The organism is Gracilibacillus sp. Marseille-QA3620, assembly GCF_054950035.1.
Genome location: NZ_CM143102.1, coordinates 3,176,249 through 3,198,800, shown reverse-complemented (window position 1 = coordinate 3,198,800; position 22,552 = coordinate 3,176,249). Strand labels below are relative to the sequence as shown.

The 22,552-nt window shown below is 44.2% G+C and carries 19 protein-coding genes, 1 other RNA gene and 1 other annotated feature; of the genes, 15 read left to right on the top strand and 5 right to left on the bottom strand.

Features of this window, described 5'->3' with window-relative positions; translation table 11 throughout:
- Window positions 1-9: 9 nt before the first annotated feature.
- A complete protein-coding gene (locus ACY8DX_RS16145) occupies window positions 10-360 on the bottom strand; it encodes a TIGR04086 family membrane protein (RefSeq protein WP_231589481.1) in 351 nt (116 codons plus the stop codon).
- 282 nt (window positions 361-642) lie between these two features.
- Here ACY8DX_RS16145 and ACY8DX_RS16140 point away from each other — a divergent pair, with 282 nt between their 5' ends.
- Entirely contained in the window at window positions 643-1,227 is a 585-nt protein-coding gene (locus tag ACY8DX_RS16140; RefSeq protein WP_462405601.1) for a DUF421 domain-containing protein, read from the top strand.
- A gap of 5 nt (window positions 1,228-1,232) precedes the next feature.
- Here the strand turns inward: ACY8DX_RS16140 and spoVB are convergent, their stop codons facing one another.
- Complete coding sequence (gene spoVB, locus ACY8DX_RS16135; protein ID WP_439802122.1) at window positions 1,233-2,798, bottom strand: stage V sporulation protein B; 1,566 nt, start codon at window positions 2,796-2,798, stop codon at window positions 1,233-1,235.
- Between the two features lie 132 nt (window positions 2,799-2,930).
- Between spoVB and ACY8DX_RS16130 the strand changes: the two genes are divergently transcribed.
- The 7 genes from ACY8DX_RS16130 (at window position 2,931) to dtd (ending at window position 11,973) form a co-directional block, all read left to right on the top strand.
- Entirely contained in the window at window positions 2,931-3,239 is a 309-nt protein-coding gene (locus ACY8DX_RS16130) for a post-transcriptional regulator (RefSeq protein WP_053103714.1), read from the top strand.
- Window positions 3,240-3,486: 247 nt separating this feature from the next.
- Window positions 3,487-5,751: a protein translocase subunit SecDF gene (gene secDF / locus ACY8DX_RS16125; protein WP_049670028.1), complete on the top strand. Its 2,265-nt coding sequence runs from the start codon at window positions 3,487-3,489 to the stop codon at window positions 5,749-5,751.
- Between the two features lie 152 nt (window positions 5,752-5,903).
- Complete coding sequence (locus tag ACY8DX_RS16120; RefSeq protein WP_462405600.1) at window positions 5,904-6,167, top strand: lipopolysaccharide assembly protein LapA domain-containing protein; 264 nt, start codon at window positions 5,904-5,906, stop codon at window positions 6,165-6,167.
- Between the two features lie 75 nt (window positions 6,168-6,242).
- A complete protein-coding gene (gene recJ / locus ACY8DX_RS16115) occupies window positions 6,243-8,603 on the top strand; it encodes a single-stranded-DNA-specific exonuclease RecJ (protein WP_462406963.1) in 2,361 nt (786 codons plus the stop codon).
- Complete coding sequence (locus ACY8DX_RS16110; RefSeq protein WP_049670031.1) at window positions 8,594-9,106, top strand: adenine phosphoribosyltransferase; 513 nt, start codon at window positions 8,594-8,596, stop codon at window positions 9,104-9,106. The genes recJ and ACY8DX_RS16110 overlap by 10 nt, the downstream gene beginning before the upstream one ends.
- A 218-nt stretch (window positions 9,107-9,324) precedes the next feature.
- Complete coding sequence (locus tag ACY8DX_RS16105; protein ID WP_462405599.1) at window positions 9,325-11,520, top strand: RelA/SpoT family protein; 2,196 nt, start codon at window positions 9,325-9,327, stop codon at window positions 11,518-11,520.
- Between the two features lie 12 nt (window positions 11,521-11,532).
- Window positions 11,533-11,973: a D-aminoacyl-tRNA deacylase gene (gene dtd, locus ACY8DX_RS16100; protein ID WP_049670033.1), complete on the top strand. Its 441-nt coding sequence runs from the start codon at window positions 11,533-11,535 to the stop codon at window positions 11,971-11,973.
- Between the two features lie 35 nt (window positions 11,974-12,008).
- Here the strand turns inward: dtd and ACY8DX_RS16095 are convergent, their stop codons facing one another.
- On the bottom strand, window positions 12,009-13,703 hold the full coding sequence (locus ACY8DX_RS16095; protein WP_462405598.1) for an N-acetylmuramoyl-L-alanine amidase family protein: 1,695 nt from the start codon (window positions 13,701-13,703) through the stop codon (window positions 12,009-12,011).
- Between the two features lie 179 nt (window positions 13,704-13,882).
- On the opposite strand from ACY8DX_RS16095, the gene ACY8DX_RS16090 reads away from it, so the two are divergent.
- The 7 genes from ACY8DX_RS16090 (at window position 13,883) to ACY8DX_RS16060 (ending at window position 20,585) form a co-directional block, all read left to right on the top strand.
- On the top strand, window positions 13,883-14,062 hold the full coding sequence (locus tag ACY8DX_RS16090) for a hypothetical protein (protein WP_049670035.1): 180 nt from the start codon (window positions 13,883-13,885) through the stop codon (window positions 14,060-14,062).
- Between the two features lie 57 nt (window positions 14,063-14,119).
- Window positions 14,120-14,352, top strand: a binding site (T-box leader).
- A gap of 100 nt (window positions 14,353-14,452) precedes the next feature.
- Window positions 14,453-15,730 (top strand): histidine--tRNA ligase, encoded by a 1,278-nt coding sequence (gene hisS / locus ACY8DX_RS16085; protein ID WP_439802118.1) that lies wholly within the window; start codon window positions 14,453-14,455, stop codon window positions 15,728-15,730.
- Between the two features lie 12 nt (window positions 15,731-15,742).
- Window positions 15,743-17,527: an aspartate--tRNA ligase gene (aspS, locus tag ACY8DX_RS16080; protein WP_439802117.1), complete on the top strand. Its 1,785-nt coding sequence runs from the start codon at window positions 15,743-15,745 to the stop codon at window positions 17,525-17,527.
- 32 nt (window positions 17,528-17,559) lie between these two features.
- Window positions 17,560-17,746, top strand: a non-coding RNA gene (gene ssrS, locus ACY8DX_RS16075) — 6S RNA.
- A 227-nt stretch (window positions 17,747-17,973) separates the two neighbouring features.
- Window positions 17,974-18,735 carry a tRNA threonylcarbamoyladenosine dehydratase gene (locus tag ACY8DX_RS16070; RefSeq protein WP_049670038.1) on the top strand — a complete coding sequence of 254 codons (762 nt, stop codon included), beginning with the start codon at window positions 17,974-17,976 and terminating at the stop codon, window positions 18,733-18,735.
- 229 nt (window positions 18,736-18,964) lie between these two features.
- Window positions 18,965-19,591 carry an FMN-dependent NADH-azoreductase gene (locus tag ACY8DX_RS16065; RefSeq protein ID WP_049670039.1) on the top strand — a complete coding sequence of 209 codons (627 nt, stop codon included), beginning with the start codon at window positions 18,965-18,967 and terminating at the stop codon, window positions 19,589-19,591.
- 115 nt (window positions 19,592-19,706) lie between these two features.
- Window positions 19,707-20,585 carry an SDR family oxidoreductase gene (locus ACY8DX_RS16060; RefSeq protein WP_082197019.1) on the top strand — a complete coding sequence of 293 codons (879 nt, stop codon included), beginning with the start codon at window positions 19,707-19,709 and terminating at the stop codon, window positions 20,583-20,585.
- 39 nt (window positions 20,586-20,624) lie between these two features.
- Here ACY8DX_RS16060 and ACY8DX_RS16055 read toward each other — a convergent pair whose 3' ends face one another.
- Window positions 20,625-21,911: a replication-associated recombination protein A gene (locus tag ACY8DX_RS16055; RefSeq protein WP_049670040.1), complete on the bottom strand. Its 1,287-nt coding sequence runs from the start codon at window positions 21,909-21,911 to the stop codon at window positions 20,625-20,627.
- Between the two features lie 93 nt (window positions 21,912-22,004).
- Complete coding sequence (locus ACY8DX_RS16050; protein WP_049670041.1) at window positions 22,005-22,385, bottom strand: VOC family protein; 381 nt, start codon at window positions 22,383-22,385, stop codon at window positions 22,005-22,007.
- Window positions 22,386-22,552 lie beyond the last annotated feature (167 nt).

Below are 22,552 nucleotides of genomic sequence, written 5' to 3'. Positions count from 1 at the left end.
TTAAGCTGGCTAGGTTTTTTTCATTTCTGGGCCCCCGCTTAAGTTTACGCCGAGGACACCGCCCATCATCGCCGTCACGATGAAGCAGGCATTATAGATGAGCTGTTTAGATGTGAATAAGGCATCAAGACCGAGGTATTGATAGAGAAAGACAATCAGCGTATAAATAAGTCCCGTCCCGCCCCCAAGGAGCCACCCTTGCTTCTTTCCTTTCCCGCCCGCAATGAAGCCGCCGATAAAAAGGGTGAGAAAAGACAAAATCATGATGATATACGTCAGGGAAGATTCTGCAACATTGGTGAATCTCAGGATAAGAGAGAAGAACAGGCTGAATACGGCAGCCATGATGAAGATCGTCACGACACCGTATAGAATTGCTGAACCTAAGTTTCTCGATTCGATTGGAATCAGCTCCTTTCAACCAAAAAAGTATGTCTTACCAATACTTTATTCAGCTTGGGAATATTTAGAATGTTTTTTTGTACAACCCGTCATTTAATGTGATTGAGCCTTGAGGTTATAGCAAATACTATTCATTGCTAGATTGGAAAAAGAGGAGAGCGAGTGGGTTTCATGGATTATTTAATGGTTATCTGGAGGACAGTGTTTCTTTATGTCGTGATATTTTTTGTATTTCGGATTATGGGAAAGAGAGAAATAGGAGAGTTAAGCCTGCTTGATTTGGTTGTATTCGTCATGATTGCTGATATTGCTGTCATCGGAATTGAGAATTATGATGGAGAGATTATAGAGGCGGTATTGCCTATTGTCACCCTGTTTATCATTCAAATGACCATTGCCTTTGCATCTTTGAAGCTCCCCTTCTTGCGCAAGGTGATAGATGGTGAACCGACGTTCCTTATTCATAATGGTAAAATCAATCAAAAGGCGATGAAAAAGCTGCGCTATAACATGGATGACTTATTGATGCAGCTTCGCGAAAAAGGGGTCAGGAATATCAGTGAGGTGGAGTTTGGGATTGTGGAGGCGTCTGGAAAGCTGTCTGTCTATGAATTTGAGGAGCCGGCGCCATTGGCTGCTGTGAAGCCAGCGCCAATCCTTACCCTCATTCAGGATGGAAAAGTCATGAAGGAAAATCTTAAGGGGATTGGACGAACAGAAAGCTGGCTCACAGCTGAGCTTAGGCGATATGGGCATCCTGATTTGAAAGATGTCTTTCTATGCAGCCTGGAGGATAACGCTTTACGCATTTTTAGAAAGGAATGACAGACTTATTTGAATGGTGTTAATGCGGCTAGGATTGGCCCAATGATCGGTATTCTCCGGATTTCATCTTTGCGGATGATTCCTGTTAACATACTGCCTGCCAAGAAGAACAAGCTCATGGCAGAAGCAGAGAGAAGAATTCGATTCAGGGCAGGAACGTCCGTCAGCCAGTTGAAATAGAGCATATGTCCAATGATGCCGGTAAACACCATCACGATAAGCGCCATTAAATATTCATGCAGATAAATGGTTAGACTGATCTTTTTCATGACACTGGCGAAATGAAGCATGGTCACGAGGACAGTGCTGACACAAATCGCGATTGCAGCTCCCATAATACCGAATGATGGCTGGGCAACAAGTGTAATGATTAAGACAATCTTGACCAATGAGCCGATAATGCTGTTAAACATCGCTGCTTTAGCCATATTTAATGCCTGCAGAACCGAGTTAAGCGGCCCCTGATAGAAAAAGAAAATAAAGAATGGAGCCATGAAGCGTACATATACACCCGCATGCTCATTATGATAAACAGCTTCCATGATGGGATGAGCTAACACAAATAAAACGACCACCGCGAGCGTCCCGCTCAGGAAAGAAAGACGGAGAGACTGCTGGATGCGATGAACAACCTGCTTAATATTCCCTTTTGAATAGGCCTCACTTACAGCTGGGACAAGTGAGACACCAAGTGATATGGTGATAAAGGAAGGCAGCATGAGCAAGGGAACAGCATAACCCGCGAGCTCCCCGTATTGGGCTGTGGCAACGCCTGTTGCGACACCTGCTGCGGCAAGGCTTCTCGCTACGACAATCGGCTCAATGAACCAAGTGATAGAACCAACCATACGGCTCCCCGTTGCCGGGATAGAGATGGATAGCAGCTCCATCAATGTATCCTTGCCTCCTGCAGCATAACGGAAAAATTGTTTGCGAAGACGGAAGGGCTTTTTCACTTTAAACATGAACATTAAGTAAAGGAGCGATGCAAGCTCCCCAATAACAGAAGCAATCATGGCGCCTGCTGCGGCATATTCAATTCCGTATGGCAGAAAAGCCTTTGTTAAAGCAGCGATCATGGAGATACGAATTACCTGTTCAACCACCATGGAAATGGCATGGGGCTTCATATTCTGCTTACCTTGGAAATATCCCCGCAGAACGGCTGATATAGCCGCAATCGGAATGATGGGGATTATGGCTATTAAAGGATAATATGTCCGTGAATCTGTAAAAACATGGGTGGATAGATAAGGAGCCAGCAAGAATAAGATGGGGGTAAAGATGGCAGATAAACCACCTGTAACCGTTAACGCTACAACGAGAATTTTTTTCGTCTTCTGATGGTCCCCGCGTGCCGTTGCTTCTGCCACGAACTTTGATATCGCAATCGGCATGCCGAGCTGAACCGCCGCAATCACTAGAAATAAGGAGGGCAATGCCATCATATACAACCCTACGCCTTCTTCCCCGATAAAGCGGGCTATGACGATTCGGTTCACAAAACCGAGCACTCTCGTAATCAAGCCTGCAATCATCAAGATCACTGTGCCCCTGATAAAACTAGACATTCAATTCCCTACCTTCTCAAAAAAGCTGCAATCTATTACAATTAATCTATATGCAGCTAAATGGGCCAACCATGACAAGCTTCAAGGATTTAGTGAAAAATACATACTATATTGGCTTGGAGGATGATGATTATGGCACAACAACACCCATATGAGAAATATCGTCAAGAAATGCATCCTGCGCTGAAAAGCAAGCAGGAAGAGTTTGAGCTGCTCGGCTATCCAGAAATCACAGAGGAGGACATTTGGAGATGTCTGATTCAGAAGAAATGGAAGAAGGCTAATGCTGAGGCACGACAATATGAAATCATTCAAGATATCATGCAGCTGAAAGTGTCAGATTACATGAATTATGCCACTACTGCTGCCTTGATTGAGGGTGAGAGCATGAAGAAGGATATCGCCGCTGGATTGGAGGATTTTAAGGATCTATTCTCGTGATGGAAATGGCTTGGGTCAGCAATGGCCCGTATGCGTCAATCTTTGTAAGAAAATTCACATCTTTTGAACGAAATATTTCCATATATTGTGGAATCAAATTGACACTTAACCCGCAATCTTTCATAATAAGAACGTTATAGGAAAGCAATCTTTTTGATTGAATCAACTAGGCACATGTTTTACCAAGCATAGCGTCCTTTCATGCTGCTTCAATCGGAAAATTTCAATTAGGAGGCTAATTTACATAATGGTAAAAAGAAGCAGAATCGTCGCATTCTTGCTCATTGTTCTCGTATTAGGCGGGACAATGCTTGGAACGACAGAAAATGTTATGAAGAAAATTAAACTGGGCCTCGACCTTCAAGGCGGCTTTGAAGTTCTGTATAAGGTTGAACCGCTTAAGGAAGGCCAGAAAATTAATGATAATACTATGTCTGCAACGGCAAGTGCGCTCGACCGACGGATTAATGTTCTCGGTGTAAGCGAGCCGGTCATCTCGATTGAGGATGATAACCGAATTCGGGTTCAGCTTGCCGGTGTAGAAGACCAAGAAAATGCACGTGAGATATTATCCACCTCTGCAAATCTAACCTTCCGTGATGTTAATGACAAAATCATGCTTGACGGAAGCGACCTGAAGGAAGGCGGAGCCAGCCAAAGCTATGATGAAACGAACCAGCCCGTTGTTTCTGTCAAGCTGAAGGATGGGAAGAAGTTTGGCGAAGTCACGAAAGAAATTCTCGCCATGGCACCAAATAATCAGCTTGTCATTTGGCTGGACTTTGAAGAAGGAAAGGATTCCTATAAAGCAGAGGCAGCAAAGGAAGACCCGAAATTCATTTCCGCTCCTAATGTAAACTATCAGATTAATTCTGATGAAGTTATGATTTCCGGAAACTTTACAGTTGAGGAAGCGAAGGAGCTTGCATCTGTCTTGAATGCAGGGGCTCTTCCTGTTCAATTAGACGAAATTTACTCCACATCAGTCGGAGCATCCTTCGGGGAAGAAGCGCTCAACAGTACACTATTAGCTGGTGTGATCGGTATTTTAGCCATCTTCCTATTTATGATGCTGTACTATCGTTTGCCGGGTGTGGTAGCTGTCGTTACCCTGTCTGCTTATGTGTATTTAATCATTCTAGTCTATGACTGGATGAATGCCGTGCTTACACTGCCGGGTATCGCCGCCCTTATCTTAGGGGTTGGGATGGCTGTCGATGCGAATATTATCACCAATGAGCGGATTCGTGATGAAATTCGAAAGGGCCGAACAATCAAAGCAGCCTTCAAGGAAGGGAACAAAAACTCCCTCTCCACGATCTTCGATGCCAATTTAACGACTCTGTTAGCAGCCATTGTCTTGTTTGTGTATGGGACAAGCTCTGTTAAAGGCTTTGCGACAAGCTTGATTGTCAGTATTTTAGTCAGCTTTATCACAGCCGTTTATGGAACCCGCCTCATTATGGGATTATGGGTAAACAGTAATTTCCTTGATAAGCGTCCAGGCTGGTTTGGTATTAAGAAAAGCGAAATTCATGATTTAAATGAATTCAAGAAGGATAAATATTTACCAACGAAATTTGATAAATGGGATTTCATTAAGCCTTCTAAGAAATTCTTTATCCTTTCCATCATCGTTACGCTGATTGGTATTGGCTCCTTATTTGTAAGGGGGATGGATTTGGGAATTGACTTCTCAAGCGGTTCACGGATTCAAATTACGTCAGATGAGAAGATTTCCGTAGAGAAGATTGAAGCTGATCTTAAGGCAAATGATATTGAAGCCCAGGATATTGTCTTGACCGGCGATGATGATAAATCCGTTGTCGTGAGAACGAAGCAGGTGTTCAATAAGGACGAAATTGCTGCGCTTGGCACCTATTTCAATGATAAATATGGTCATAAGCCAAATGTAAATACTGTGTCTCCAACCGTTGGGAAGGAATTAGCGAAGAATGCCATGATAGCAACTGCGATTGCATCAATCGGTATCATTATCTATGCGAGCATTCGCTTTGAATGGAGAATGGCCCTGCCTTCTGTATTGGCGCTCTTGCATGATGCATTTATGATTATCACGATATTCAGCATATTCCAAATTGAGGTAGATTTAACCTTTATAGCTGCTGTACTGACGATTATCGGATATTCGATCAACGATACGATTGTTACCTTTGACCGGATTCGTGAGAATATGCGTCAGAAGAAACGTATTAAGACACGGGCTGAGCTTAATGAAATTATCAATATCAGTATCCGTCAAACTTTGGTGCGTTCGATCAATACGGTTATCACCGTGCTTGTTGTTGTAATCGCGATGATGATCTTTGGCAGTCAGTCCATTTATAACTTTAACTTGGCCTTGCTGATTGGTCTTGTAACGGGCATGTATTCATCAGTCCTGATTGCGGCACCATTATATGCAATCTTAAAGGGCGGGGAATTAAAGAAAAAAGGAACATTAAAGACCTACAAGGAAAAACGAGTTACATCTGACCAGCCGCAAGTATAAAGCTGGAATAACCTAAGGCAGTCCGATCATCCGGGCTGCTTTTTTGTGTACGTAAAGGAGTAGGATGTCTATTTACATAGGAAAAGGGAATAGATAAATGGCAAATATATTTATGTTTTCTTGTTTTCTTGAATGGAAGGAGGACATGAGGAATGAAGAAATTGCAATGGTTTGTTATACTTGGCATCGTGTTTACCGTCACAGTAGCTGTCTTTGCGGTTGTCAATGTAGAGGATGTAGCCGTTAATTATGTGTTTGGAACGGCCTATTGGCCGCTTATTCTCGTTATATTAGGGTCGGTTGTCATGGGTGGGGTAATTGTCGGGTCGGTATTGGCCGTAAGGATTCTTCATCTGTCGAAAGAGCTGAAAAAGCTGAAAAAAGAGCTTGGCAGGGAAGAGGAACATGAGGAATGAACGAAAATTTTCTATCTCCTGCATTGAACCTTTGACATTATTTTTTTATAATAGGTAAGTCAGAGGGGTGACATGATGTTACAATCAAAAACGAGATGGCTGTTAAAAAAAGCCGATGAAACGATTATTCATACATTAATGAACGAGCTCAATCAGCCGCGGATTGTGGCTGCGCTTTTGGTCAACAGAGGTATAAAGACCGTAGATGCTGCACGGTCTTTTTTATATGCCGATGAACATGATTTCTATGATCCGTTTCTGCTTTCCGGAATGGAAGAGGCAGTGAAACGGATCGTCAAGGCAGTCAAAAACAATGAGAAAATCATGATATATGGAGATTATGATGCTGACGGTGTCAGCAGTACGACCGTATTAAAGCTTGCCTTAAATCAGCTTGGTGCAGAACAGGTTGATTGGTATATCCCCAATCGCTTTACAGAAGGATATGGACCGAATAAGGAAGCCTTCGCAAAAATCAAGGAAATGGGAACATCCCTATTAATTACCGTAGACTGTGGAATTTCAGGCATTGAGGAGGCACAGTATGCGAAGGAACTCGGCATGGATTATATTGTGACAGATCACCATGAACCAGGACCGGTATTGCCAGAGGCATTAGCGATTCTTCATCCGAAAAAGCCTGGCGAGACATATCCGTTTCACGAACTTGCCGGAGCAGGAGTAGCCATGAAGCTCGCCCATGCTCTTTTGGGGGAACTGCCTGAGGAACTGATTGGTATTGCAGCAATTGGAACGATTGCTGACCTTGTTCCACTTCATGACGAAAACCGGCTGATTGCCTTAAGAGGTCTGCAAGCATTGAAGCGCACGAAAAGACCTGGATTGCTTGCCTTATACAAAAAGGCCGGGATCGCGATGGACAGCTTTAATGAGGACTCGATTGGCTTTGGCATTGCGCCTAGAATAAATGCGGTCGGGCGATTGGAGGATGCAGATCCTGCTGTTGAATTGCTCTTGACGAATGATGAGGCGGAAGCAGAGCGGATTGCGGAGGAGATTGATTTCTTGAACAAGGAGCGCCAATCCATTGTTAAGGAAATCACGCAGGAAGCGATAGCTGAAGTGGAAAACCGTTTCCCGCTCGAGGATTATCCTGTCCTTGTCATCGCAAAGGAAGGATGGAATCCAGGGGTGGTCGGTATTGTTGCCAGTAAGCTTGTGGAGAAATATTACCGTCCAACCATCATCTTGAGCATAGACCGCGAGAAAGGAACGGCGAAGGGTTCAGCACGGAGTATCCCAGGGTTTGATCTCTTTCAAAATCTATCCTTAAACCGGGAGCTGCTTCCGCATTTCGGCGGGCATCCTATGGCTGCTGGGATGACGCTGAAGATAGAGGATGTAGATGAACTCCGTTTACGTCTATGTATGCAGGCAAAGGACATTCTGAAAGAGGAGGATTTCCAGCCGGTGACAGAAATCGATGGAGTAATCTCCATTGAGGAGGTTAGCTTGAAGCTGATTGGTCAAATGGCCGGATTGGCACCTTATGGCATGCAAAACCCGAAGCCGCGCATTCTGATAGAAGGTGCAGAGGTCGCAAGCATGCGGAAAATTGGTGCGGATAAAACGCATTTAAAGCTTGCTCTTTTAGAAAATGGTGTACAATTAGATAGTATCGGATTCGGGCTTGGCGAAATCTGTGATCATTTATCTCCCTATGCGAAGGTGTCTGTTATTGGCGAGCTGGCAGTCAATGAATGGAATAACTTAAAGAAGCCTCAATTATTCCTGCATGATTTGGCTGTTGCAGATTGGCAGTTATTTGATTGCCGAGGGAATGCGAAAACTAATCCTAAACCAGCAGCCATTCCAGAGAAACGGAAAATGATTCTCTTCCGTGAGGAGAGCAAATCCATGCTGGCTAATGAGGATGAAGGTGTTCTCATTGAAACGCTCGAGGCAGCTAAAGCGGAGGAGCTTGACGGGATGAATATCGCCTTTTTAGACCTTCCAAATCAAAAAGGGATGATTGAAGCCCTGTTGGAAGGAAAGCAGCCGGCGAGAGTGTATCTTTACTTCCGAAACGGCGGCGATGATTATTTCAAGGCATTCCCGACAAGAGAGCAATTCAAATGGTATTATGCGATGCTGCTCAAAAAGGGACCGATGGATTACAAGGACATGTCTGAGAGGATTACCCATTTCAAGGGCTGGCCAAAAGATACAATCGATTTTATGACAAAGGTGTTTTTTGAGCTGGAATTTGTTACAATAAGAAACGGACTCATTAGTTTAGAGAAGAATAGCCCAAAGAGGGACTTGGCAGAGTCTGACACCTATCAAGCACGAAAAGCACGAATGGAATTAGAACAGGAACTATTGTATGCCCCATCCAATCAACTATATCAATACTTCAACCAGCAGATTGGATCTCGTGATGATTACAAGGAGGAAACAAAGCAATGGATTTAAAAAATTATATAGAAATCGTAGAGGACTGGCCAAAACCAGGTATCAAATTTAAGGATATAACTCCTCTTATGGCAGACGGTGCCGCATATAAAGATGCGACAGACCAAATCGTCGAATATGCCAAAGAAAAAGAAATCGATATTATTGTTGGGCCGGAAGCTCGCGGATTCATCATCGGATGTCCGGTTGCTTATGCAATGGGAATTGGCTTTGCTCCTGTACGGAAGGAAGGGAAACTTCCAAGGGAAACCATCAAGGTTCAATATGGATTGGAGTATGGGAAAGATGTCCTGACTATTCATAAAGATGCCATCAAGCCTGGTCAGCGCGTGCTCATCACAGATGACTTGCTTGCAACAGGAGGAACAATGGATGCAACCATCAAGCTTGTTGAACAGCTTGGAGGAGTCGTTGCCGGATTGGCATTCCTTGTTGAACTGACATACCTTGAGGGCCGTGATAAGCTCCAAGGCTATGATATCCTCACATTAATGGAATATTAAGCATATATTAACAGGCGTTCTGGAGCTAGAACGCCTTTTCTCGTACCAATAATCGTTTATTGACGAAACTATACAGCAAATTGACGTTCGTTACTTTACAAGAAAACTTTTTTTGAAGATAATAGATACAATCCTCCTTTTTAACGCTAACCCATTAGGGTTTTTTTATATAGAGTGAAAAGGCAAAAACGTGGAAATACGGAGTAAAAGGTGATCTCATGGCAAATGAACAAATTTATACGGCCGAGCAGGTATTTGATAAAGCAAGAAATTATATGACCGAAGACGAAGTGGCTTTTTTAGAGAGGGCCTATGAATTCGCAAAAGAAGCGCATAAGGAACAGTTCCGTAAATCGGGCGAACCTTATATTATTCACCCTGTGCAGGTGGCAGCCATTCTTGCAGACCTTCAAATGGATACGTTCACGGTCGCTGGAGGCTTCTTGCATGATGTCGTGGAAGACACGGATGTGACACTCGAGGATATCACACGAATCTTCAATGAGGATGTCGCTCTCCTCGTCGACGGGGTAACAAAGCTCGGTAAGATTAAGTACAAATCAAAAGAAGAGCAGCAGGCGGAAAATCACAGAAAAATGTTTATTGCCATGGCGAAGGACATTCGCGTCATCATGATTAAGCTTGCCGACAGGCTCCATAATATGCGGACATTAAAGCATTTGCCTGTTGAAAAGCAGCGCCGTATTGCCAATGAAACATTAGAGATTTTTGCTCCGCTTGCCCATCGGCTTGGGATCTCCACAATTAAATGGGAGCTGGAGGATACGGCTCTCCGTTATTTGAACCCTCAGCAGTATTATCGAATCGTCAATCTGATGAAGAAGAAGCGGGCTGAGCGGGAGGAATATTTAGCAGATGTTATTGCTGAAATGAAAGATAAGCTTGCCGAAGTCTCTATTCATGCAGACATTTTCGGAAGGCCAAAGCATATATACAGCATTTATCGCAAAATGGTCCTTCAGAAGAAGCAATTTGAGGAAATCTATGATTTGCTTGCCGTACGTGTTATCGTGAACAGCATTAAGGATTGCTACGCGGTTCTTGGTATCATCCATACTTGCTGGAAGCCGATGCCGGGACGGTTTAAGGATTATATTGCGATGCCGAAGGCTAATATGTACCAGTCTCTCCATACGACTATTATTGGACCAAAGGGTGAGCCGCTTGAAGTGCAAATCAGAACGGTTGAGATGCACCGGACAGCGGAGTATGGGATTGCCGCCCACTGGGCTTATAAAGAGGGCAAGGACTTAACCTCCACACAAAGAATGGATAAGAAACTCGATTGGTTCAGACAAATCGTTGAGTTCCAGGATGTATCCACGAATGCGGAGGAATTCATGGAATCTCTCAAACTTGATTTATTTGCCGATATGGTCTTCGTATTTACGCCTAAGGGCGATGTGTTTGAACTGCCAATTGGTTCAGTGCCGATTGATTTTGCTTACCGGATTCACTCAGAGATTGGCAATAAGACCATTGGTGCGAAGGTGAACGGGAAGATGGTCACGCTTGACTATGTACTGAAAACAGGCGATATCGTCGAGATTTTAACCTCTAAGCATTCATACGGACCAAGTCAGGATTGGCTTAAGCTGGCGAAGACATCCCAGGCAAGGAACAAGATTCGACAATTCTTCAAGAAGCAGCGCCGAGAGGAAAATATCGAAAAAGGCAAGGAAATGGTCGAAAAAGAGCTAAAGGCTCTCGACTTTGACATAAAGGATGTATACACTCCTGAAAACCTGCAAAAGGTAGCAGAGAAATTTAATTTTGCCAATGAAGAAGATATGTATGCAGCGGTAGGCTATAACGGAATCACGGCAGCACAAATTGCGACAAGATTGACGGATAAACTCCGCAAGAAGCGTGAGAAGGAGCAAGAGGTCAGCTTAATTGATGCGGTGAGCGAGCTTCGGATGATACCGACAACGAAGAAGAAGGATTCTGGTGTCAGGGTGAAGGGCATTGACAATATGCTCATCCGTCTTTCCCGCTGCTGTAATCCGGTTCCTGGTGATGAGATTGTCGGTTACATTACGAAAGGGCGCGGGGTTTCGGTTCACCGTGCAGATTGTGTCAATGTACTAGATGAAGAGAGCAAGGAAAGAATCATCCCGGTTGAGTGGGAAAGCAGCATGTCTGACCGGAAAGAGTATAATGTAGACATTGAAATCAGCGGCTTTGACCGGAATGGCTTATTGAATGAAGTGCTTCAAGCTGTCAGTGAGACGAAAACGAACATTACGGCCGTTTCCGGCCGTACGGACCGCAATAAGAGTGCAGCGATCACGATGTCAATCTCCATCTATAATGTGTCTCATTTGCAGAAGGTCGTGGATCGAATTAAGCAAATACCAGATATTTATTCCGTCAGAAGACTGATGAGTTAGGGGTTAGGATAGATGAAAGTCGTGTTACAGCGCTCAAAGGAAGCGTCCGTTACCGTTTCTGGTGAAGTGGTTGGTCAGATCTCCAATGGTTTTGTTTTGTTAGTGGGGGTAACCCATGAAGATACGATGGAGGACTGCCGCTATCTAGCGGATAAAATCGTGAACCTGCGTGTGTTTGAAGACGAGAACGGCAAGATGAATCATTCCCTGTTGGACGTTAAGGGAGAAATCTTGTCTATCTCGCAATTCACGCTTTATGGGGATTGCCGTAAAGGGCGCCGCCCAAATTTCATGGCTGCCGCCAAACCAGATTTGGCAGAAGAGCTTTATGATTATTTCAATGATTGTTTAAGAGAGAATGGAGTACAGGTAGCAACGGGTTCATTTGGAGCCATGATGGATGTTGCCTTGATAAATGACGGACCTGTTACCCTGATCTTGGAGAGTAAATGAAAAAGAGAGCAAAGGCACAAGCCTTTGCTCTTTTATTATTTATTTAAAAAGCTCTTGAGACCATTTAAAAGACCGTTAGTGACCAGCTCTTGATAGCGGGCTGTGTGAAGAAGTGATTCTTCAGCTGGATTACTGATATAACCTAATTCAACGAGGACAGCAGGGCGCTTATTCTCACGTAATACCCGGAGGCTTGCCTGCTTCACGCCTCTGTCCTGTGACTGGCTGTTTGTCAGCAGGCTATGCTGAATGTGGGAGGCGAGTTCCAGCTGATGCCCATGCGTATAGTAGGTTGTGATTCCGCCAGCTCCGATATCTGCTGCGCTGTCATAATGGATGCTGATAAAGGCGTCTGCATCCTGCTGGTTGGCAAGGTGAGCACGGTCACTTAAGGAGATATATTGATCGCCGCCGCGTGTGAGAAGTACACTGGCTCCTTGCTGTTTAAGCTTTGATGACAGCAGAAGAGCAGTCCTTAGAGTTAGCTGTTTTTCAAAAAGGCCGCTTGTTCCGATGGCACCGCTGTCCATCCCGCCATGTCCTGCATCAAGAACAATCAATTTTCCAGTTAGGGACCCAGCCTGTACAGCAGATGCTGGTCGTACCTTTGAATCAGAAGATAAAAGCCAATTTGCGATAAAGCCAGAGCTTCCATCACTCAGTTCAATCTCGGCCCAGTTATCTTTCATCCCGATTAACTTATAGGAGTCTCCCAAGTTTGCTTGCTTTGCAATCGGCTGATTTGTTCCAGGGCCTGTCCGAATATTAATCTTGTCACGGGTGATGGTGATTTGCTTGCCGGCCTCTTTTTTTCTTTTTGGGCTTGTCTTATTATCCAGTGGTTTAGCATACCAGGAGGCAATCCATCCCTTTTGTCCATCCTCAAGCATAATTTCATACCAACGGCCATCTATCTTCCGCACCTTATATGTATTTCCTTTCTTTACCGAGCCGATGACATGTGAGCTCATTTTAGGAGAAGAGCGGACATTCAGGGAAGAAGCAGTAATTTCTATACTCAATTTCCCGCTGCGGGAGTCGGACTTTCTTTTGTTGATATATTGGCTGCTAATCCAGTAAGAATGTCCTTGATACTGAATATTTGTCCATCCATTTTCTGCGTTTATGATCTCAGCAGATGAGCCCTTTTTGATTTTGCCGAGTATTTCTGCGGTGGGGGAAGGTCCACTTCGCAAATGAACAGAGTCTGCGGTAATGGTGCCTATTGTATGATCGGCAGAATCCATTCGGATATACTCCTCTGAAATAAATCCAATACTAGAACCGGCTTGAATTTCAACCCATGAGCCAGACTGGCCTGTAACCTCGACCTTGGTATCCTTGGAAAGGACACTTACAATGGGATAACTGGTTCCAGGACCTTTGCGCAATCGTAATCCTTCAGCAGTGATGGTCCCTGAAGTAGAGACTGATTCCTGTTCCGAGTTCTCGCCTTTGGCAGTCACGAGCCATTCTGCGACCCACCCGTTCTTCTCATCATTCACCTGAATTTTGAGCCATTCTCCTTTACGCTCTAGAACCGTAAAACGGTTCCCTTCCTCCACTTTCGCGACGATTGGATAATCAAGACCTGCTCCGCTCCTGACATTAATCAGGCTGTCCTTGACGATAACCTCATTTTGCTTAGTGAAGGCTGTTGGCATTAGGGCGGTTTGAGACAAAAGTAAGGTCAGGGCGATTAGCCCCGTCTTTCGATTGAGCTTTCTCATCTTATGCTCATCCTTTCGTTTCTAATTTACCTGATTCAACCATGGCTGATGGACGTTTTGTCTATTTACTTGACAGGATTCGTGCATTTTTTGAAATCACCTGAAAGGTTCGCTATCTTTTCGGGAATACTGATAAAGGCTACGAAAGATTGAACATAATGTTTAAGGAGTGCATATAGATGACAAGACATAGTGACAAAGCCTTTTTGGCTCAGAATGTAGATAATCAGCTCTTTGGTGTGGACTTTCATGATTTTTTGGTAAAGGAGGAGCATAATTCAATGGTAGAGCTTGCCTCTGAATTTGGATTATCGGTCCGCGATGTGAAACAGTTAAAAAAGAAATTAGGGCGCTCATAAAGGTTGACAAAGGAACTTTTACTTCGTAATATTAATTAAATAAAAATACATAATAAATCAATTCCAATGATGGTGAAGAGTAATTTTGATCCCACATGAAAAGAGAGGAAACGCCCTGGGCTGAAAACGTTTCTACATGTGCCTTAATGAACGAACACACCGTAGGATTCTCCCTGAAAAATCACGTATCTAGTAGGGGTTGAACGTTCACAGGCGTTAACTGTTAAAGTGGGGAGGCTTTTATGTCTCCAACTAGGGTGGCACCGCGGGTAACAACTCCCGTCCCTTGCATATTGCATGGGATGGGGGTTGTTTTTTATTTTACCTAAAAATACCTTTTCATTCCATTAGGGAATTAGGATAGAGAGTAAATTAAGGAGGAAGTTTCAGATGGCTGTTCAAATTCCAAGGGGAACTCAGGATATTCTTCCTGGCGAATCAGAAAAATGGCAGTATATTGAACGGGTGGCGAAGGAACTATGTGACCTGTATCAATATCAGGAAATCCGCACACCAATCTTTGAGAGCACAGAGCTGTTCGAAAAGGGCGTGGGGGATACAACAGATATCGTACAAAAAGAAATGTACACATTTACCGATAAGGGGAATCGAAGCTTAACCCTTCGACCGGAAGGTACGGCAGCGGTCGTTCGTTCCTTTGTCGGCAACAAAATGCACGGAAACGCCGTTCAGCCGGTTAAGCTTTATTATAATGGACCAATGTTCCGCTATGAGCGTCCGCAAGCAGGCCGATTCCGCCAATTCGTCCAATTTGGCGTGGAGGCACTTGGAAGCTCAGATCCGGCAATTGATGCAGAAGTAATCTCACTTGCAATGAATATTTACAAGAAGGTTGGTTTAAAGAATACAAAGCTTGTCATTAACAGCCTTGGGGATAAAGAAAGCCGGACAAAGCATCGGGAAGCATTGATTAAACACTTTGAGCCGCGCATTGGCGAGTTCTGCTCTAATTGCAAAAACAGGCTTGAGCGCAACCCGCTTCGTATCCTTGATTGCAAGGAGGACCGCGATCATGAGTTGATGGAAACGGCGCCGGCTATTATTGATTACTTAAATGAGGAATCATTGACCTATTTCAAGAAGGTAACTGGATACCTGGATGAAATTGGCATTGAGTATACGGTTGACCCAACCTTGGTTCGAGGACTTGATTATTATAATCATACTGCCTTTGAAATCATGCTTGATTCAGAGGGCTTCGGTGCTATTACAACCCTTTGCGGAGGCGGCCGGTACAATGGATTGGTTCAAGAAATGGGCGGTCCTGAAACGCCTGGAATCGGATTCGCCTTCAGCATCGAGCGTCTGCTCTCAGCTCTTGAAGCAGAGAAAGTTGAATTGCCGATTGAGAAGAAAGTTGACTGCTTTGTCGTCTCCTTAGGAGAAGCGGCACAGGATTATTCTGTGAAGCTTGTCAATGACCTTCGCTTGAATGGCATTTCAGCAGAGAAGGATTATTCAGGGCGTAAGGCAAAAGGGCAATTCAAAGCAGCTGACCGTGTACAAGCCAAATATGTGGCTGTCCTTGGTGAAGATGAATTGAAGGAACAGCAAATTGCCTTGAAAGATATGGAAAGCGGCGAGCAGCAAACCATTGCTCTCACTGAGCTTGTGACAGTATTACAATCTAAACTTGGGTCTATTTGAGGAGGAAGAAGGATGTTTGGGAGAACATATTTTTGTGGCGAAGTGCCAGAGAAAGCTATTGGAGAAGTTATCACAATCAAAGGATGGGTACAAAAGCGAAGAGACCTTGGCGGGCTGATTTTCATTGACCTTCGTGACCGTACAGGGATTGTCCAGGTTGTCTTCAATCCGGATGCCTCACCTGAAGCGCTCAGTACAGCGGAAAAAATCAGAAGTGAATATGTCCTTAGCGTAACAGGTAAAGTTATTGCCCGTGAAGGTGGTACTGTCAACAAAAACTTAAAAACAGGTGCCATTGAAATTCTAGCGTCTGAAGTGACCATCTTGAATGAAGCGAAGACACCCCCGTTTTCCATTACGGACAAAACGGATGCTTCAGAGGATATTCGCTTAGCATACCGCTATTTAGACTTGCGTCGTCCCGCGATGTTCGAGACCTTTAAGATGAGACATCAGACAACCAAAGCCATTCGTGATTTCTTAGATTCAGAAGGATTCTTGGATATTGAAACACCCATTCTGACAAAGAGCACACCAGAGGGAGCACGTGATTATTTGGTACCAAGCCGTGTGCATGAAGGAGAATTCTATGCATTGCCGCAATCTCCTCAAATCTTTAAGCAATTATTGATGGTCTCCGGCTTTGAACGCTATTACCAAATTGCTCGCTGCTTCCGTGATGAGGATCTTCGTGCAGATCGCCAGCCGGAATTCACGCAAATTGATATTGAAACAAGCTTCATGAGCCAAGAGGATATCATGAACATGACTGAGCGTATGATGCAGAAAGTGATGAAGGAAGTCAAAGGCGTTGAGATCGCCCTCCCACTTCCACGTTTAACGTATAAGGACGCAATGGGCAGATACGGCTCTGATAAACCAGATACACGTTTCGGTATGGAACTGATTGACTTAAGTGAACTAGTCAAGGATTCTGGATTCAAGGTATTTGCTTCAGCTGTTGCAAACGGCGGAGAGGTAAAAGCCCTTAACATCAAAGGAGCTGCGGCGAATTACTCTAGAAAAGATATTGATGCTTTAGGAGAATTTGCCGGCCGCTATGGTGCGAAAGGTCTTGCGTGGATGAAGATGGAGGAAGAAGGCTTAAAAGGACCGATTGCGAAATTCTTCCAAGATGAAGAAGGAAAAGCATTGATTGAGGCAACGGAAGCCGTTGCTGGCGATTTATTAGTCTTTGTTGCTGACAAAAAATCAATCGTAGCTGATTCCCTCGGAGCGCTTCGTGTGAAGCTTGGTAAAGAGCTGAAATTAATCGATGAAAGCAAGTTCAACTTCCTTTGGGTGACTGACTGGCCATTATTCGAATATGATGACATGGAAGGCAGATACTATGCTGCCCATCATCCATTTACTATGCCGGTACGTGAGGATTTGCCGATGCTTGATGAAAATCCAATCGATGTAAAAGCCCAAGCCTATGACCTTGTCTTAAATGGCTATGAGCTAGGCGGCGGAAGCTTGCGTATTTTCGAACGCGACATCCAGGAGAAGATGTTTGAAGCCCTAGGATTTACGAAAGAGGAAGCAAATGAGCAATTTGGATTCCTTATGGAGGCCTTCGAGTACGGCACACCTCCACATGGCGGAATCGCCCTTGGTCTTGACCGTTTGGTAATGCTTCTTTCCGGAAGCACAAACCTTCGCGATACCATTGCATTCCCGAAAACAGCAAGTGCAAGCTGTATGCTGACAAAAGCACCTAGTGAGGTGTCTGAAAGCCAGCTTGAAGAACTTAGTCTAAAGGTCACGAAAAAGGAATCTACCTTGAAAAACTAAGATAATTCTGATAAAATTTAATTATATTAAAGGACGTCCTGAAGTGTACGTTATGCAACCTTATTGTTTTGACCGAACATTTCTTTTAACGGGAGTCCGGCGTTTACCGTTTGCACAAATGCCTTGTCTGAGGGGACTTGTAACATAACGGAACAGGACACCCACCTGCCGAGGGCGGGCCAAAGCATCAGGCATCAAACGGCACATGTCGGGACGTCTGTACATACGTTTTCTATTATTTCCGCTTTGCCATTTCGCAAGGCGGATTTTTATTTTTTATCATAAATACATTTAAACCTATCTGTAAAATATGATATGATTTTATCTGGCTATCTGTGAGATAAAAGAATGGCAGGATTGCCGTTTTGGAAGTTATCATGATGTTTAGAATAAGCTAACAAGGAAAAGAGAAAAGAAATTAATATATATTGGAGTGAAATGTACTTATGCTGCATCAATTTTCACGAAATGAGCTTGCCATAGGCAAAGACGGACTTGAAACATTAAAAAATACCTCTGTCGCCATTCTTGGGATTGGAGGAGTTGGCTCGTTTGCGGTTGAAGCATTAGCGCGTTCCGGTGTAGGGCGCCTGATTTTAGTGGATAAGGATGATATCGATATTACTAATGTCAACCGTCAGATTCATGCCCTCTTATCAACGGTCGGCCAGCAAAAGGTCGATGCGATGAAGAAGCGTGTTCTGGAAATCAATCCTGAGTGTGATGTCGTGGCTTTGAAGATGTTTTATACAGAGGAAACGTATGAGGAGTTCTTTGCACAGAAGCCGGACTTTATCATTGATGCCTCTGACACGATTATTTACAAAATCCATCTAATGAAGGAGTGCTTAAAGCGAGGCATTCCGATGATCTCAAGTATGGGTGCGGCCAATAAGATGGACCCGACAAGATTCCAAATCGCAGATATCTCCAAGACGCATACAGACCCATTAGCGAAGGTCATCCGGACAAAGCTGAGAAAAGAAGGCATTCATAAAGGAATTCCAGTCATCTTCTCAGATGAGAGCCCAATTGTGCCAAAAATCGATGTCACTAAAGAGGTTGGAAATCAGGATGCAGAAATCCGCAAAGCGAAATTCCCGCCTTCATCAAATGCCTTTGTCCCCTCCACAGCAGGATTAATTGCAGCAAGCTGGGTTGTCAAAGTGGCATTGAAGGATATTAAATTAAACCGAGTAAATGATTAACGAATAGATAAATGAAAAGCTCTGTAAATGTTGACAGAGCTTTTTGTTTTGCTCTTTTTATGCTTTTTGAGCATAATTCCTGCAATACCACTACAAGGGTGGTAATATGTTACCTTGTTCCATATATTTTCTCACATTCCATAGGAGAGCTATAGGATGGCACAGGAATATGGACAAAATAGAATGAAACTCATTACTGAGACACCCATTCATCTAGGAGGAGATCATCATGAACGTATTAGTTATCAAAGCCAATAATCGTCCAGATGGAATATCAACAAAAATGTATGAGACATATATAGCGGAAGCGAAAGCATCCAATATAAATGTTGCAGAGTTCGATGTGTTTGCTGAAGATATGCCATACTTTGGACAGGAGCTGTTCACTGCCATAGGCAAACTTCAAAATAAAGAAGCGCTAACAGAGGCAGAGGAACGCCTGTTAGCTGCAAAACAAAAAGCAAAAGAGGCAGTCGCGGCTGCGGATACCATTGTATTCGCCTTCCCATTATGGAATTTAACGATTCCAGCACGGCTGCACACATTCTTTGACTATATTTTCGAAGCAGGCTTTTCATTCCGCTATAATGAGAAAGGCCAGCTAGAGGGTCTGCTTGGGAATAAAAAAGCTGTTATTCTATGCGCCAGAGGCGGGGTATATTCTACTCCTGAAATGGCACCTCTTGAAATGGCTGCTAACTATGTACACCATGTCATCAACATGTTCGGCATGAAGCTCGAAGATGAGGTGATTATTGAGGGTCATAATGCGGATCCTTCCAAAGCCGAGGAAATCATTGCTGAAGGTTTGGAAAAAGTGAAAGCATCTGTTCATAAATTATTGCAGCATGCATAAACGAGAACGTCCCATCCAGCTGGAAAGTCTAGCTGGATGGGACGTTTTTTGTTAGGTATAAATAAATGGAAGAGTAAACGCTCCATTCCATTTGCAGCCCCTGAACAAGTACAATATGATGGAATTGAAGGAAGAAATACTGCGTAAATCGAAAGAAACTTCTTTTAAAGAAAGCAGGGGATTTCTAATGAAAGATGTTTACGTAATCACAGGCGGAACCGGCGGTATGGGAAAAGCGACAGCAAGGCTTGTGGGCAAAAAAGGAACGGTGTTATTGGCGGATATATCTGAGGAGCGGCTTGCAGAAACAAAGGCAGAACTCGCGGATAAGGGAATTACGGATGTACATTGCTTGACTGTCGATATTACCTCGCCTGAGCAGGTGGAGGCGCTTGTACAGAAGACCGCCTCTTTAGGGGATTTCAAGGCGCTTATCCATACGGCAGGGCTTTCACCAACGATGGCTGACTCAAAGCGTATCACTGAGGTCAACCTTGTTGGAACCGGTCAATTATTAGATGGGTTCCTCCCGATTGCAGCAAAGGGTTCGACTGCCGTTTGTATTTCATCCATGAGCGGCCATATGGTGCCGAAGGAGGGGCCTTACACAGAATTATTGAAGAAACCGTTATTGCCTGATGTGGTTGAGAAGCTGGAACGATTTACACAGGGCGACAGTGGAGCAGCTTACAGCTTATCAAAGCTTGGTGTAATCCTCCTCGTTGAGGATCAGGCATGGGATTGGGGACAAAAGGGAGCGCGGATTGTCTCTCTTTCCCCTGGCACAATCAATACGCCGATGGGACGGCAGGAGGCATCTAAGCAGCCGCAAATGGAACTCATGCTAAAGAGAACGCCGCTTGGCAGAGAAGGAGAGCCGGCTGAAATGGCCTCTGTTATTGAATTTCTCGTAAGCAATAAAGCCTCCTATATCACTGGAACAGATATTTTGGTAGATGGAGGGACAGTTGCCAATATGCCGAATCATTCATGAATAAAGAAAGCGCCTCAGCTTATTTCTGAGGCGCTTTCCTTATTTCTTCTTCTTAAATTCCTCGAGCCGCTCATAGATGGCTGCAAGCCGCTTCTCTTCACCGGACTCAATTGGTTCATAATATTTCTTATCCTTTAAGTTATGCGGTAGGTACTCTTGATTGACCCAGCCGCCGAATGTTCCGATTGGATAATCATGCGGATACTTATAGCCGACATGGCCAAGCTCCTTCGCTCCTGCATAATGGGCATCGCGGAGATGCTTTGGAATCTCACCGACATGGCCGGCCCGTATATCTGCAATAGCTGCATCAAGTGCTTTATAGGCAGAATTTGACTTGGAGGAGAGGCACATTTCAACGACAGCTACGGCAAGCGGAATGCGTGCTTCCGGCAGGCCCAGCCGTTCACTTGCGGTCACCGCGGCAAGGACATTGTTGCCGACCGCGCTGTTTGCTAGTCCAATATCCTCATAAGCAATGACTAAAAGCCGCCTGTTCACGGCAACTAAGTCTCCTGTCTCAAGCAAATGGGCGAGATAATAGAGAGCTGCATGAACATCGCTTCCCCGGATGCTCTTTTGCAGGCTCGATAGCAAATTATAAAAGTTTGAGCCTTTCTTATCCCCGTAAACCCCGATATTGCCGCCCAAATCATGGATTGTTTCATCATCTACAACATAAGTATTCATATCCTTCGGAGAGGAATAGATCACCGATTCCAGCAAGGTCAGGGATTTTCTTGCATCCCCATTTGACTGGGCGGCAATCATTTCAATTTGCTCCTCCGAAATTTTGATGTCCAGCTTGCCAAGACCATTTTTCTCATCCTGCAAAGCCCGCTGCAATAATTCAATCACTTCATTTGTCGAGAGACGGGTGAGCTGCTTGATTTGCCCGCATCGGCTCCTGATTGCGGGATTGACATCGTGAAATGGGTTTTCGGTCGTAGCACCAATGAGGATAATGTCTCCCCGCTCAACATGAGGGAGCAGGTAGTCTTGCTGTGCTTTATTGAAACGGTGAATCTCATCAAGGAATAAGATTACCTTACCGGTTAAATGTGTTTCTTCCACAACAGCCTCTATATCCTTCTTGCCGGCGGTTGTCGCATTCAAGGCGATGAAGGGAATTTTCGTCTCGCCTGCAATCGCAAAAGCAATCGATGTTTTTCCAATACCGGGGTCCCCATATAGAAGCATGGATGGTACATGTCCGTTTTTGATCATGCGGTAGAGGCTCGTTTGTTTGCCGATGACTTCTTTTTGTCCGATAATTTCATCTAGGTTTTTCGGCCGCATGCGGTAGGCTAGTGGTTCTCCGTTCAAATCGATAACCCCCATTAATCATAAGTAGCTTTTCTTATTATAGCTGTAAAAAGACTGATTTCCCATAGATTAAGTTCGAGCTGGGAAAGGGGGTTATTGGCATACGCCCAGGGGATTGCCGTCCGGGTCATAAAAGGTGAAAAAGCGGGTTTCTCCATCACCTCCCAATGCACCTGTACGGACATTCAATGCCTTCAATGAGCGATATATATCTTCAATCGGGCCTGAGGGGATAAAGTTATAATACTTGCCGACCCCAAAGGAATTATCCGGAAAGCTCATTGCCAGGTGTTCGTGGGCTTTGACAAGACAGACGACTGTCTGGGCTTGTTCGTCTATCTTCATTACGGCAGCGTCCTCTTCGTGGTAGATTCGCTTAAATCCGAGTATCTCCTCATACCAAATCATTGATTCAACTGGGTCCTTAACCGGAATGAAGATACCCTCCAGTCCTTTGAAAAGGGATTTAGCCATTACAATCACTCCTTTAATAACCGTTATGTTAAAGAAATTCTGGAAAGAGGGAGGTATTTCCTTTATGAAATTTTTATTTTGCATCGATAAATGCCTGAAATATATAAAAAGTCTACAAAAGCTGATTATCTGTCATAATAGAAAGGAAAAAACTTTTTTAAAAACCC

Bases quoted from the DNA above. Each gene is read 5' to 3' on its own strand.
- ACY8DX_RS16140 (WP_462405601.1), top strand. From the start codon at position 643: ATGGGAAAGAGAGAAATAGGAGAGTTAAGCCTGCTTGATTTGGTTGTA.
- spoVB (WP_439802122.1), bottom strand. From the start codon at position 2,798: ATGTCTAGTTTTATCAGGGGCACAGTGATCTTGATGATTGCAGGCTTG.
- ACY8DX_RS16130 (WP_053103714.1), top strand. From the start codon at position 2,931: ATGGCACAACAACACCCATATGAGAAATATCGTCAAGAAATGCATCCT.
- secDF (WP_049670028.1), top strand. From the start codon at position 3,487: ATGGTAAAAAGAAGCAGAATCGTCGCATTCTTGCTCATTGTTCTCGTA.
- ACY8DX_RS16120 (WP_462405600.1), top strand. From the start codon at position 5,904: ATGAAGAAATTGCAATGGTTTGTTATACTTGGCATCGTGTTTACCGTC.
- recJ (WP_462406963.1), top strand. From the start codon at position 6,243: ATGTTACAATCAAAAACGAGATGGCTGTTAAAAAAAGCCGATGAAACG.
- ACY8DX_RS16110 (WP_049670031.1), top strand. From the start codon at position 8,594: ATGGATTTAAAAAATTATATAGAAATCGTAGAGGACTGGCCAAAACCA.
- ACY8DX_RS16105 (WP_462405599.1), top strand. From the start codon at position 9,325: ATGGCAAATGAACAAATTTATACGGCCGAGCAGGTATTTGATAAAGCA.
- dtd (WP_049670033.1), top strand. From the start codon at position 11,533: ATGAAAGTCGTGTTACAGCGCTCAAAGGAAGCGTCCGTTACCGTTTCT.
- ACY8DX_RS16095 (WP_462405598.1), bottom strand. From the start codon at position 13,703: ATGAGAAAGCTCAATCGAAAGACGGGGCTAATCGCCCTGACCTTACTT.
- ACY8DX_RS16090 (WP_049670035.1), top strand. From the start codon at position 13,883: ATGACAAGACATAGTGACAAAGCCTTTTTGGCTCAGAATGTAGATAAT.
- hisS (WP_439802118.1), top strand. From the start codon at position 14,453: ATGGCTGTTCAAATTCCAAGGGGAACTCAGGATATTCTTCCTGGCGAA.
- aspS (WP_439802117.1), top strand. From the start codon at position 15,743: ATGTTTGGGAGAACATATTTTTGTGGCGAAGTGCCAGAGAAAGCTATT.
- ACY8DX_RS16070 (WP_049670038.1), top strand. From the start codon at position 17,974: ATGCTGCATCAATTTTCACGAAATGAGCTTGCCATAGGCAAAGACGGA.
- ACY8DX_RS16065 (WP_049670039.1), top strand. From the start codon at position 18,965: ATGAACGTATTAGTTATCAAAGCCAATAATCGTCCAGATGGAATATCA.
- ACY8DX_RS16060 (WP_082197019.1), top strand. From the start codon at position 19,707: ATGATGGAATTGAAGGAAGAAATACTGCGTAAATCGAAAGAAACTTCT.
- ACY8DX_RS16050 (WP_049670041.1), bottom strand. From the start codon at position 22,385: ATGGCTAAATCCCTTTTCAAAGGACTGGAGGGTATCTTCATTCCGGTT.